The sequence below is a fragment of the Mesorhizobium sp. WSM3873 genome (assembly GCF_001672445.1).
GTDB lineage: Bacteria > Pseudomonadota > Alphaproteobacteria > Rhizobiales > Rhizobiaceae > Mesorhizobium.
Window position 1 is genome coordinate 81,258 of sequence record NZ_LYTM01000057.1, and the last position, 12,985, is coordinate 94,242.

Consider the following 12,985-nt stretch of genomic DNA (forward strand, 5'->3'; position numbering starts at 1 on the left):
GGGATGATCTTTTGTATCGCTGATAGCTTTTCCAAGGCGCTCGCGAAGCTCCCGGCACAGGAGCAGAAGGCGGTCAAGACGACCGTCTTCGATCTGCAAATGGACCCCGCCCATCCCAGCCTTCAGTTTCATCGTATCGATAATTCGAAGGACGAGAATTTTTGGTCTGTGCGCGTGAGCCGGGATATCCGGCTGATCGTCCATAAGACAGAAGACAGCTTCCTCGTCTGCTACGTCGATCATCACGATCCCGCGTATGCGTGGGCTGAACGGCGCCGCATTGAAACCCACCCCCGCACGGGCGCTGCGCAGATTGTCGAGGTGCGGGAGCGCGTCCAGGAAATACTGATCCAGAAGCCGATTGAGGTGGTGACGGCTCCGACTCCAATTGTCCTGCCGCCGCTCTTCGCCCGGTATAGTGATGATGAGCTGCTGGTCTATGGCGTGCCGCAGGACTGGCTCGCCGACGTCAGGAAGGCGACCGAAGATACGATCTTTGATCTTGTGGCCCATCTGCCCGGAGAAGCGGCGGAAGCGCTCCTTGATCTCGCTGTTGGCGAGAAGCCGGAGCTGCCTGCGATCATATCGCCGGAAGTCGCCAACCCGTTCGAACATCCCGACGCACAGCGCCGCTTCCGCGTGCTGGAAGACGTGGACGAACTGAAACGCGCGCTCGATTTTCCGTGGGATCAGTGGGCTGTCTTTCTCCATCCGTCCCAGCGTCAGGTCGTGGCGCAGAAATTCTCCGGTCCCGCCCGGGTTTCGGGTTCAGCCGGGACGGGCAAGACGGTTGTGGCCATCCATCGTGCTGCCAATATTCTAAAGAGCGAACCGCAGGCGCGGCTGCTGCTTACGACCTTCTCGCTGCCGCTCGCCAACGCACTGGAGGGCAAGCTTCGACTTTTGGCGGGAGTGGAGAAAGGGATCATCCCGCGCGTGAGGGTCCTGCCCTTCAAAGGCGTTGCGAGCGAGCTGTTCACGTTGGCCTTTGGGCATCATCCCCGCGCAGCGTCGGACGAGCATGTGCGCGCGGCGCTGAAAGCCGCTGCTAGCGAATTGGGCATCACCGCATTTACGCCGCGCTTTCTCGCATCCGAGTGGCTTAACGTCGTCGATGCCTGGCAGGTGACGGACGCTGCTGCCTATCAGGAAGTGCCAAGGCTTGGCCGCAAAAACCGGCTTGGCGTCAAGCAGCGCGAAACGCTGTGGCCTGTGTTCGAACGTGCGCGGGCATTGCTCGCTGCCCAAGGCTTGCTGACATGGCCGATGACCTTCGGAGAGGTCACCAGACATTTTTCGGCACGATCCGAAAAGCCGTTCACACATACCATTGTCGATGAAGCGCAGGACCTTGGCGTGCCCGAGCTGCGCATGCTAGCAGCGATCACGCCTGCCGGCCCTGATACGCTGTTTTTCGCGGGCGACCTTGGACAGCGTATTTTCCAGGAGCCGTTCTCATGGAAGGCTCTTGGCGTCGACATCCGGGGACGCTCGAAAACCCTGAAAGTCAACTACCGGACGTCCCACCAGATACGCCAGGCGGCTGACCGCCTCCTGCCCAAGGTGGTCCAGGACGTGGACGGCGTGGAGCAAGACCGTCGCGGTACGGTCTCGGTTTTCAACGGCCCCGAACCCGCTATCAGGACGTTCCCCAGCGCCGATGCTGAAGTGCAAGGGATTGCAGATTGGATAAAGACGATCGTCGGCGAAGGCGTTGCCCCTGCCGAGATCGGTTTGTTCGTTCGGTCTAATGCTGAACTTACCCGCGTCCGCGCGGCGGTTAAGGCCGCCGGTCATATTCAGCTTGAACTGTCCGAGCGGCTGGAGGAGCCGCAGGGCCGCGTCGCCATCGGGACGATGCATCTTGCCAAGGGTCTTGAATATAAAGCAATCGCGGTCATGGCTTGCGACGATGACGTGCTGCCATTGCAGGAACGTGTTGAGACCGTAGCCGACGAGTCCGAGCTGGATGAAGTCTATGAGACAGAACGCCACCTGTTTTACGTGGCTTGCACGCGAGCCCGAGATCACCTTCTTGTCTCAGGTGTCGAGCCTGCGTCCGAATTCTTCTCCGATCTATCCCTCAGCGGGACGCGAAGCGCGCCAAGAAAATAAGCGGATCGCTCGATGGCAACCAAAGAGGACATACTTGAGCAGATCGTAGAGGAGTATCTCGTGCACAAGTAGGCGCCGGCCTGAGCTCTGGCGTAGTTGAACGGGCAACCAATTGCCATAACTCTGATTTTTGCGCTGTTTAGCCGGACTGGCGGGTCATTTTCATTGACAGTTTATGCCTGGGCGTGATGGTATGTCCTTGGTCCTAGGACAGAGGACAGTGCATGAACGGGATGAAAAGTCAGGATATCGTGGTGCTTCTGAAGCTCGCCAGCTTGCAGGAGCAGGAGGGGCTCGTTGGCTTCGGCGAGCCTCACTGGGGCTTCGCGGGCGAAGCGCCGTATTCGGTTCGCGGCCTGGAATCCCTTCTGGGCATCAGCAAGACGGAAATCAACGCTTCCATTAAGCGCAGCCTTGCGTCGGGCCTGGCCATCAAAGACCGCGATACGGGGCGTGCCAACCCCCACCGCCGCAATCTCAATAGCTTCATCGCTCATGGGCTGAAGTTTGTGTTTCCGGTAAAGCCGGGCGGCATCACGCGCGGCATGCCTACGGCCTTTGCAGCGCCCATGCTAAAGGGGCTGCTGGTCAGCGGCGGCGAGTACATACACATCTGGCCTTATGCGGAAGGTAAGGACATGGGGCAATCGATCGAGCCCTTGTTCAAGAGCGTTCCTGAAGCCGTCCAGAAAGATGAGCGACTGTACGAGTATCTGGCTCTCGTCGATGCGATCCGGCTCGGAAACCAGCGTGAGGCGGGACTGGCGGGGCAGCGCCTTTCTGAAAGGCTTTTGAAGAAATGACGACGGTCAAAGGCCAGCTTCTCCAGATGCTGCAAACCGTTGCCGAGGCGCTGGGCGGCGACTTTCGCGAGCGGCTGGTGTTCGTTGGGGGATGCACGACCGCTCTGTTTATCACCGACGAAGTGACACTCGAAGATGTCAGGGCAACCGATGATGTCGACCTCATTGTCGACCTCGCAGGATATGCGAGTTGGGCGCGGCTCCAGGAAGAGCTGCGGCAAAAAGGATTTGGCGAGTCGCAGCAGGACGAAGTCATCTGCCGCATGAGGCTCGGCGACCTCAAAGTCGATTTTATGCCAGATGATGCAAGCATCCTTGGCTTCAGCAACCGCTGGTACGCCAAAGGGATTGAGACCTCTGTTGACCAAGCCCTCACGGACGGGCTCACCATCAAGCGACTGGCACCCGAATTGTTTGTCGCGACAAAGCTTGAAGCCTATCTAGGCCGCGGCGGCGGCGATCTTTTCACGAGCCGGGATATGGAGGACATACTCCTGATCATTGATGGCCGGCCGGAGATCGTCGACGAAATCCTGGGGGGCGACGCCGAAATCCGTACGTACATTGCCGAGCAATTTGCAGCGCTGCTTGAAGATGACGATTTTGAGTATTTTCTTGAAGGGAACCTCCGTGGGCCGCCGGGCCGGTCGGATATTGTACGTGACCGCTTTGTCGCCATAAGCCGCGGTGGTGCGTGACAATGGTGGTGGCCGTAACATGGATCAGCCAGACCGGGACGAAGACCAAAGACAATCGCGATTGTGCGGGGGTCGGTCTTCGCAAGGACGGGGCGCTCTGCGTTGTTCTGGATGGCTCGACCAGCGGGCCTCATAGCGGAGACCTGGTGCGCAAGGTCAGCAGGGCGCTCGTTGATTGGTATGTCAGCGCGGAGGGCGACATAACGAGCGAGGTTCTCATCGCGCACATCCGGGAAACACACCGCGCCCTGTTTAAAGAACATCCACGCGATTCAGCGAGCTACATGATCGCGCATTTTCGAAGCGCGGGCGATCTTCTGGTTCTTCATGCTGGCGACTGCCTCTTAGGAGCTTGCGACGACAAGACCGGAATAGACTGGCTGAGCCGGCCGCATACGCTCGCCAACCTCGCCGGGGATATATCGATACCCGACATCATGGATGTGCCGGCGCGTCACCGCCTGACGCGCAGTTTTCGCGCGCGGGAGTTTATGCCGCCGGCATCGATAGAAATGAAGTTTGACCAGGAACTGGTGATAGCCACAGACGGCTTCTGGGCCGAGCTCGGGAGGGGCGAGCAAGTATCATTCCTCGCCGGCAGCGATGTCCCGATTGCGGCAACGGGCGATGATCGAAGCGTCCTTCACCTGCGTCCCTTGGAAGGTGATGGGAAAGGTGACGTACAGTCCATCGGAGGTTCCAGCAATCTATACCTGCGAACAAGCTCGTAAGCCTTCTAACTCTCGGGCTGTCTGCGGGCGCTGTCCTCCGTAGCGCTCGACTTTATCGCCAAACAGCACTGCTTGACACTTGTCCGGGGCGTAGGCAGACTTGCCCAGTGCAAGTGAGCATAAGGCTGCGCCTGGCACCTCGATTACTGCGGCCGCAAACAATCCAGCACCAGTATGTACTGGCAAGGCTGATGAATCACGTAAAACAATCCATGGAGGCGTGCCATGCACGACACGGATATTTTTGCGCGGATGCCGGCGCTGGATTCGAAGGCCGAGCAACCGCGAATTTCCGAACTGCTTCTCGTATTCGAGATGGAGGTTGAGGTTGCGTTCAAGGACGAGCGGTTTCGCGTACGCGACAACGGCGGGGTGTTCCGGTGCGCGCGGCCCGGAGGCCGGCGGCGGCAGCTGGACGAGGTCTGGACGTTCGGATCGCTGAACCGGCATTCCGGATATTTCGAGATCGCCGGTCATGTCGTGCATCGTATCGTGGCGACCGCTTTTCATGGGGGCTGTCCGTCGTCAGAGCATGTGGTCGATCACATCGACACCAACAGGCTGAACAATAGGCCGGACAATCTGCGCTGGGTTACACGGCTCGAAAACATCCTGCTGAACCCGATCACGCGGGCACGGATTGAGCTGGCTTATGGCTCGCTGGAGGCGTTCTTCCGCAATCCGGGCGCATCCTTCATCCCGAACTGGGAGTGGATGAGGATCGTCACCAAAGAGCAGGCCGAGGAAAGCAGGCAGCGGTTACTGGCATGGGCGGCTACGGCTCAAAACGGCAAAGGCGGCACGCTTGGTGACTGGCTGTTTTCGCCGGAAAGGCGTGACGATCGAGGCGCTGCGCCGGTCGATGAGGCGCAGCTGACAGCCGCGCAACGGGAGGCGCTGGATGTGCCGGGTTTTACGTTTCCGCTCACGGAGCGTGAGGTGCGTATTCCGGGCGCTATGACGAGGAGGCCATTCTCCGAGCCTGAGCTTCTTGATACCGAGTCGCTGACGGCGAGCGCGTTTCAGCGCAAATGGCGCACGCCGACTGAATTCCCGCAATGTCCTGTGGAGGTGACGGACGGGGCGCTGGCGCCTTATCTCGAACGACTGTCACCGGGCTCCGTGTTCACGCGCAATCGCTACGGCGAGAATGTTGTGCTGGCGGCGGCCATGGGTCCGGGCAACATACTGTCCGTCGTCAGCAGCACGCCTCCCGAAAGCGTCAAAGGCTGGGCGCGCGCCCAGATATATGTTGAAGGGGAAAAGTTCTGCCACGAATCCTGCGGTACGTTCTTTGCGCAGGAAGGCGCGATGAAGGAGCACTGCAAGGCCATCGGCGCGCCGTATGAGCACTATGGTGATTCGATCGATGACTATTGCTAGCAGATTGCGGGCGCATCCCTTCCGGGCCGGGCTCTAGGGTCTTTCCGCTTGCGCCTGACGGCTACAGCGCGACGCGACCCCCGACCCGCAGCGCGTCTCGGCCCTTCGGGTGGCGATCCCTTGCGCGAAGAGAGTCTTGGGTACGCACCACCAAAGCAGGGTGCTCGTCCGTATCGCCCTCGCCCTCAACGGGTGAGGCGACGGACGGCTCAAACGAAGCAGAGCTTGCGGGAACGCAAGGCGGGCCGGAAGCTATGCATATCGGATTCTACGCCGCGTAAACCGGAACATTGACTGGGAATTGGAACGGAAGTCAGCATGACACTTGTTTGCGTAAGGATGGAAGAGAGTTTTGGAGTCAGCCGAATAACGGCACTGGCTGACACACGCGCGTCGATCCGGCGCGATGACGGCTCCTTTAAGACTGTGTCCGACACAACGACGAAACTCTTTGCCGTGCCCGTCCGCTGCTACAGGATCGAGAGTCTGAGCCCTGTAGTGGGGGCGTGGCTTGATCCGTATTTCGAGACCCAGATCGGGCTGGGATTTTCAGGATCGTGCTTTGAGGCTTTGACTGTCATTGCCCATATCAGCCAGTCGCTTTCTGCCCTTGTGGCACCAAAAGGCGATGAGCCCCTTCCCACAAGAAATGGTCTGGTAAACCTGATTGCGAAGCACTGCGAAACGTACTTCGGGGGCCACAGCGGCGATGGAAAGCCCATACTCTTCCTGCTCGCTTTCGGATTTGAGGATGGCAAACCCTGGGTCGCTAAATTCACTGCGAGCAGAGAAGACGGGATCAAATCGGATGCCGTGTGGGCGGACAAAAATACTCTGGTGACGATCGGTCAGGACAGACTCTTTCAGAAATATGCGGGCGATTGGCGCGACCGCATCCAGAAGCATCAAGGGCAAGTGTCGGCTAGAAAGGCATCGAGCACGGCGGACGGCGCCTTCGAAAAATCCCTTGAAGTTGCACGCCATGATGTAGCCGAGCGAAAGCTCACCGAACAGGAAATGCTCCGCCAGATAGAGTCCGAATTCGCTGAAAGTATCGGAGGCGTTTTGCAGCGGCTGGAGCTGAGCATCTACGACGGCCAGGTTGTCTCAGGCTTCACCTGTGATGATCGCCCTTATATGCACGGGACAAGCTGTAATGTGACGCAAGGTACGTTTCTGGGACCGGTACCTATCACCGAGAAGATGGGTCGCAAGGCACGAGAGCCGGATACGCTCGTTTCTGAGGTCTAGCGGCCCGAGCTATGGAATTATAAAGGCGAAACAATCACATAAGAGTGCCCAGTTTCATCTCGTCCGGCGCCCCCGACAGGATTGGAACCGTTTTCAGCTCCGAGTCAAAACACCAAAGGCGATCTGTTCGAACTTTCGCGCGGACTGCAGACTGGGACTTATAAGCGTGCCATCCTGAACGCCTACTAACGACAATGGAAGCGTCTTATGAAGGTCCGCAATCCTGCCCCAGCTGGACCTTCGAAATTTTAGAACCTAAAATCGACTGCCGGTACGAAGTGGGCGGCGCTACTATATCTGGGTTTCGCGCCGCCGCCGTCGTGCTCCGTTGTGCTGGCGCCGCCAGATTGTCGGCGCATCTGTTGTCTGCTCCTTCCCGAAGGCGACTTTCCCCTTTTTGAACCAGAGGCTTCGCGCGCGTTCGGCTTCCTCGCTTTTGAGCTTGTCCGCCATCCAGATGAGCGCGCCGTAGATGATGGCGCGGTCGTCGTTAGTCAGTTCAACGATGCCGGCCTTGACCACGAGACCGCCGAGTTCGATCAGATGTCGGGTGCGCCTGCGGCGTTCGATCTGCCAGGCGCGCATGTCATTGCGAGCCTGAGCTGCCTGCCGGCGAATGCGAGCTGCCCGGTTGCGCAGGAGCGCTACCTCGGTTGCTTTCAGATGCCGAAGCAGTTCGGCGCGATCTGCTCTCGAAAAACGTCACCCCACGCTTGGCCCATGCCTCACGCTTTGCGGCGTCCTTCATTTCAGCGATTGCGACCAGTGCACCGGCCAGTTCGTCGGCGCTGAGTTGATCGGCGCCGGTGGCGATCACCAGTTCGCCAAGCTGCTGCACCTTGCGCGTTTTGAGCTCCCGCGCCTTGTTTTCCAGTGCCTTCAGTTCGGCGTCGAAGTCCCGTGGTTGGCGCATGTGCCGTCTCCATCGATTGTCGATGCAGCGATGATAGGGGAGCGTCAGCCGGAAGGCTTCAGGGTTGCCGAGACAGTCCGGCACGGTCTGGTCCATCCCGAGAATTTTTCGAGGGAGGGCGCGCTTATACGTCGTGCCGACGTGCGGTTTGACGTGCAAATGATCTGGTCGCGATGGCGATCTATCATCTTCACGTCAAGGTCATTGGCCGCAAGGCAGGAAGCAGCGCTGTTGCCTCGGCCGCCTACCGCTCGGCGTCACGGCTGCGCGATGAGCGGATCGAACGCACGCATGACTTCTCGGCCAAGCGAGGGGTTGTCCATTCCGAGGTGATGCTGCCGGCGAATGCGCCAGATGCTTGGAGCGATCGCGAGCTGCTGTGGAACGACGCCGAGGCCTTCGAGGTGAGGAAGGACGCCCAGCTTGCCCGCGAAGTGGAGTTCGCTCTTCCACGCGAACTGAGCCAAGCGCAAGGCATCGAACTGGCGCGGGACTTCGTTGAGGCCGAGTTTGTCAGCCGGGGCATGGTGGCCGATCTCAATGTGCATTGGGACAGGGCAGAGGATGGCAGCCCAAAACCGCATGCCCATGTCATGCTCACGATGCGGTCGGTCGATGAGAACGGTTTTGGGGCGAAGTTCGAGACTGGAATACTACCCAGATGGTCGAACGCTGGCGCGAGCGTTGGGCCGAACTTGCCAATGATCGCCTTGCCGAACTCGACATCGACGCCCGCATCGATCACCGCAGTCTGGAGGCGCAGGGCATTGCCCTGGAGCCGCAAACACAGATTGGTGCGCCGGCGCAACGCATCGAGGGCGTCGGCCTCGACGCTGCCGGCATTGAAGCCGATCGCGCCGAGCTGCATCGCGAGATCGCGCGCAACAATGGCGCGCGGATCGTCGCCGATCCATCCATGGCACTGGATGCGATCACGCATCAGCAATCGACCTTTACCCGAAAGGACATCGCGAAGTTCGCGCATAGACACAGCGAAGGAATGGAGCAGTTCGACGCGGTGATGGGAGCCATCAGCAAAGCACCCGACCTTGTCGAACTCGGCAAGGATGGACGCGGTGAAGATCGCTTCACCACACGGCAAATGATTGAGACCGAACAGCGCCTGCATCGCGCGGCGGAACGCACGGCTGCAGAGGGACAGCATGCGGTGAGTGACCGGGATCGTGCGATGGCTTTGGCGCATGCCAATCGTCACGGCCTTGTTCTGTCAGGCGAGCAGACCGATGCATTGGATCACATCACGGACGGCCGCGGGCTTGGTGTCGTTGTGGGTTTTGCCGGCACCGGCAAGAGCGCCATGCTGGGTGTCGCGCTCCAGGCATGGGCAGCAGCAGGCTATGAGGTTCGAGGCGCGGCACTCTCCGGCATTTCGGCCGAGAATCTTGAGAGTGGTTCGGGCATCTCGTCGCGCACCATCGCCAGCATGGACCACAGCTGGGCACAGGGCCGTGATCTGCTCACCGCACGTGATGTTCTGGTCATCGATGAAGCTGGCATGGTCGGCACGCGCCAGTTGGAGCGCGTGCTCTCCCATGCCGCAGCCGTTGGCGCGAAGGTCGTATTGGTCGGTGATCCGCAGCAGTTGCAGGCGATCGAGGCCGGCGCTGCATTCCGTTCTATCCATGAACGCCACGGCGGCGTCGAAATCGGTCAGGTGCGACGGCAGCGTGACGCCTGGCAGCGTGACGCCACGCGCGATCTGGCAACCGGCAAGATCGGCGTCGCGATCGGTGCCTATGAAGCACAAGGTATGGTGCACCAGGCTGGGTCGCGCGAGGAGGCGCGCAATGATCTGGTCGAGCGCTGGGACCGCGACAGGCAGACAGAGCCTGATGCGAGCCGGATTATTCTCACCCACACAAACGACGAAGTTCGCGCGCTCAACAAAGCAGCGCGCGAGCGCATGCGCACTGCTGGAGACCTCGGCGACGATGTCCACGTGGATGTGGAACGCGGTGCAAGGAACTTCGCAAGCGGCGACCGCGTCATATTCCTGCGCAACGAGCGGTCGCTCGGCGTCAAGAACGGCACACTCGGCGTGATCGAAGAGTTCGGCGTCCAGAGCATGACGGTTCGAACCGACGACGGCAGGTCTGTACGCTTTGACCTGAAAGACTATGCCCACATCGACCACGGCTATGCCGCGACCATTCACAAGGCGCAGGGTATGACCGTCGACCGCACGCATGTGCTTGCTACGCCAGGCATGGATGCGCATGGCAGCTACGTTGCCCTGTCGCGGCATCGCGACAGGATGGACCTGCATTACGGCATAGACGACTTCACGACCCGTGAACGGCTTGTGCGGACGCTGTCACGTGACCGCGCCAAGGACATGGCGTCGGACTACGACCAGATAGACCCGGCGCAAAGCTATGCCGAGCGGCGCGGGATCAGCTTCCGACAGCGCGTGGTCGAGATCGTGCGCAAGGTCGTGCCTGAAAGGCTACGCAACATGTTCGACGGCCGGCGCCCTTCGGCAGATGGCGCGCCCGACTTCGACGCCATGCGCAGGCCGGAAAGAGAGGAAGTGCGCCTCGAACCCGCCGTGCCCGCCAGAGAGATCGCCGAGGGCGGGCAAGCGGCGTTGCGAAAAGCCCGAACCGATGCGCTCGTGCGTCATGCCCGCGCCATGGACGCGATATTCAGCGACGAGGGCGCAGGAAACAAGGCCAGCCCGATGCGGTTGCGCGAACTGGCTGACGCCCGAAAAGCCTTCGACGAGGTGCGGCCCCATGGCTCGCGCGATGCCGAGGCGGCTTATGTCAAGAGCCCGGAACTTGTCACCGAGGCCGCCGGCGGACGGATCAACCGCGCCATCCGCGCCCTCCAGCTTGAAACCGAAATCCGCATCGGACTGGACAACGATCCGGGCCGCCGCGCAGACCATTTCGTGGAGCGTTGGCACAAACTCGACCGGACCAGCCAGCACCAGTATCAGGCGGGTGACATGTCCGGCTACAAGGCCACGCGTTCGGCGATGGGTGACATGGCCAAAAGCCTCGAGCGCGATCCGCAGCTTGAATCCATCCTCGCCAACCGCAAGCACGACCTTGGCATCAGCGTCGATTCTGGTCGGCGCCTTGGTGCGGAACTCGCCTTCAATCACGGCATCGACCCCGGGCGGGGCCGGGGCATCGGCCTCTAGACCCATCCTATTTGCCGCTGTCGATACGCCGGCATACGACGATGCAGAAAACCCCCTTGCGCGCCCGTAGTGTCTGTCCTCTCTGGATCAGGAGCAATCAAAAACAGCCAGCAGGAGGCAGCGCGACCATGCCCGAACCAGACCGTATCATCCGCTTGAAAACCGTCCTTTCCCGGACCGGTCTGTCCCGGTCCACCATCTACCGCAAGATCGCCGAAGGCACGATCCCGCGCCAGATCCAGATCAGCGTCCACGGCGCGGGCTGGCATGAATCCGACATCAGTCGCTGGATCACCGATCCCGTTTCGTGGCGTCCCCAAGAGGCGGGCGACAAGTTGTGATGAGGGCAAGGCAAACTGCGCTGAAAGCTGCCCTTCGAGACGCAGGTCACGGCGGCGAGCCTATTGCTCGAGCCGCCCAGGTGGGCCATGTCCATTAGGAGCGTCGCCTAGGCAAAGGCACACGGCAAACCAGAGACGATAGTCGGCCTCGCGCCTATCAAGACGGGCTGATCAAGCAGAGGAACTTTGGATGGAACCCCACACAACTGGCCGCTTATCTGCATTCCGAGCCCGTGCCGGATGGGTGACCATCCCTCAGGTTGAGACAGCAGGCTTCCAGGAAGCGGCTGCGGCCGTGAAGGACGGTTACCCGATCCAGCATCCTTCGAAGTTGACTGCGTCCCTATTGCCCATCAGGGCCGCCGACTGACGGTTGCCCAATCGATCCCGCGATCATCTCGGGATCGATATTTATGGCGGCGGGCGAGGTCATCCAGCACCGATCGGATATGCGGCCAGGGGAAATCGTCTGGATGTTCCCAGTGCTCACCGTCACGCAGGATGACCGCGAGCTTTGCCAAAATGCCTTCGATGGACGTGGCCGGTGTATGCGGTAGATCATCCAGGAGCGCGCTTTCGGCTGTTTCCGATCGCCTGATCAGCTCGTCTGTTCTCGAATAGCCGATCTCAGCATCAGCAGCGTCCCAGCGCGCCTGGTGGGCCGCGAAATCCGCAAGCGCCCTGCCCCATTCTACTTCATTTTCAGGCGAGTAGGCATCGTTCAGGCTCTCGATGGAATGGAGCGTCACGTCCGTACCATCGGCAAGCCGCAGCTTGGCGCAGGGAAAGCCGACCGTCCTGGCGAGGTGTGTCTCCAACCGCTGCTGTTCGCGGCACAGCGCCAGTGTCTCATCGTGGATCTTTTGCCAGTTCCCACACAGACGAAGAGCAGGATCAGCCGCGCTGCTGCCGTCCGTCAGCTCGGCGGCCCGCGACTTTACCTGGAAGGGCCATGCCACGGCGGCCGTGGCCGTGCCCGCGAGCAAGCGCCGCCGGGTGACGAAAGACAAACTCATGCTATTGTCGGAATCATCCATGATCCGAGCTCCATGAAAGCTGGGGTTTTGGTTAGGTTGGACAGGTGTGACCGCACCTGTCCAACCGCTCAAGATGCTTGTCGGCATCAATGGTAGTATCAGTGTTACTATCTATGGCCAGCAAATGCAACAACTTAGTAACAGGGTTACTACGAATGACAATAACTTCGGCCCAGTGTCGGATGGCGCGGGCAGCTCTTCATCTAGGCATTCGGGAGCTTGCTGCCCTCGCCAAGGTCTCTCCCAACACTATCGCGCGATTGGAGCGCGGCGAGGTTCTGTTCGACAACACGCTGCAGGCGGTACAAGGTGCCTTGGAGAACGCTGGCATCGAATTCATTCCAGAGAATGGTGGTGGGCCCGGCGTGCGCTTAGCCAGCCGAAATTAGAGGTGGCGTCACGCAGCGCCCATCGAACTGAGCGGAAACAGCTCAGCGCCACCGCCGATAATTCCGGTTCGCCCGATGCGATCAGCGATCGATATTGCTGGACAGCTTAGCGTTCCGTTTTGCTTGCGAGCTTATCGCCTTCGGCCAGCGTTGCC

General features: G+C 60.2%; 11 protein-coding genes and 1 pseudogene. 9 read left to right on the plus strand and 3 right to left on the minus strand.

Features of this window, described 5'->3' with window-relative positions; all coding sequences use genetic code 11:
• Positions 1 to 3: 3 nt before the first annotated feature.
• The 6 genes from A9K71_RS28865 (at position 4) to A9K71_RS28890 (ending at position 6,981) form a co-directional block, all read left to right on the plus strand.
• The gene (locus tag A9K71_RS28865) at positions 4 to 2,115 is read left to right on the plus strand and encodes a 3'-5' exonuclease (RefSeq protein WP_067003891.1); all 2,112 of its coding nucleotides are present in this window, start codon (positions 4 to 6) and stop codon (positions 2,113 to 2,115) included.
• 233 nt (positions 2,116 to 2,348) lie between these two features.
• Positions 2,349 to 2,918 (plus strand): hypothetical protein, encoded by a 570-nt coding sequence (locus tag A9K71_RS28870; protein ID WP_067004180.1) that lies wholly within the window; start codon positions 2,349 to 2,351, stop codon positions 2,916 to 2,918.
• Positions 2,915 to 3,616 carry a hypothetical protein gene (locus tag A9K71_RS28875; RefSeq protein ID WP_067003893.1) on the plus strand — a complete coding sequence of 234 codons (702 nt, stop codon included), beginning with the start codon at positions 2,915 to 2,917 and terminating at the stop codon, positions 3,614 to 3,616. The genes A9K71_RS28870 and A9K71_RS28875 overlap by 4 nt, the downstream gene beginning before the upstream one ends.
• 2 nt (positions 3,617 to 3,618) lie before the next feature.
• Positions 3,619 to 4,347, plus strand: coding sequence for a protein phosphatase 2C domain-containing protein (locus tag A9K71_RS28880; protein WP_067003895.1), 729 nt, complete (start codon positions 3,619 to 3,621; stop codon positions 4,345 to 4,347).
• A gap of 225 nt (positions 4,348 to 4,572) precedes the next feature.
• Positions 4,573 to 5,730, plus strand: a complete 1,158-nt coding sequence (locus A9K71_RS28885) for an HNH endonuclease signature motif containing protein (RefSeq protein WP_082980763.1) — start codon at positions 4,573 to 4,575, stop codon at positions 5,728 to 5,730.
• A 318-nt stretch (positions 5,731 to 6,048) separates the two neighbouring features.
• Positions 6,049 to 6,981, plus strand: coding sequence for a hypothetical protein (locus A9K71_RS28890; protein WP_156319949.1), 933 nt, complete (start codon positions 6,049 to 6,051; stop codon positions 6,979 to 6,981).
• Positions 6,982 to 7,272: 291 nt separating this feature from the next.
• On the opposite strand, the gene A9K71_RS28895 is transcribed toward A9K71_RS28890, so the two are convergent.
• On the minus strand, positions 7,273 to 7,566 hold the full coding sequence (locus tag A9K71_RS28895) for a conjugal transfer protein TraD (protein WP_067003899.1): 294 nt from the start codon (positions 7,564 to 7,566) through the stop codon (positions 7,273 to 7,275).
• Position 7,567: 1 nt separating this feature from the next.
• Positions 7,568 to 7,894, minus strand: coding sequence for a conjugal transfer protein TraD (locus tag A9K71_RS28900; protein WP_067004184.1), 327 nt, complete (start codon positions 7,892 to 7,894; stop codon positions 7,568 to 7,570).
• A gap of 173 nt (positions 7,895 to 8,067) precedes the next feature.
• On the opposite strand from A9K71_RS28900, the pseudogene traA reads away from it, so the two are divergent.
• Together traA and A9K71_RS28910 are read left to right on the plus strand one after the other, a co-directional pair.
• Positions 8,068 to 11,063 (plus strand): annotated as a pseudogene (gene traA / locus A9K71_RS28905) (Ti-type conjugative transfer relaxase TraA).
• Positions 11,064 to 11,191: 128 nt separating this feature from the next.
• Positions 11,192 to 11,404 (plus strand): AlpA family phage regulatory protein, encoded by a 213-nt coding sequence (locus A9K71_RS28910; RefSeq protein WP_067003901.1) that lies wholly within the window; start codon positions 11,192 to 11,194, stop codon positions 11,402 to 11,404.
• 353 nt (positions 11,405 to 11,757) lie between these two features.
• Here A9K71_RS28910 and A9K71_RS28915 read toward each other — a convergent pair whose 3' ends face one another.
• Positions 11,758 to 12,441, minus strand: coding sequence for a hypothetical protein (locus A9K71_RS28915; RefSeq protein ID WP_067003903.1), 684 nt, complete (start codon positions 12,439 to 12,441; stop codon positions 11,758 to 11,760).
• A gap of 182 nt (positions 12,442 to 12,623) precedes the next feature.
• Between A9K71_RS28915 and A9K71_RS32810 the strand changes: the two genes are divergently transcribed.
• Positions 12,624 to 12,830, plus strand: a complete 207-nt coding sequence (locus A9K71_RS32810; protein ID WP_067003905.1) for a helix-turn-helix transcriptional regulator — start codon at positions 12,624 to 12,626, stop codon at positions 12,828 to 12,830.
• Positions 12,831 to 12,985 lie beyond the last annotated feature (155 nt).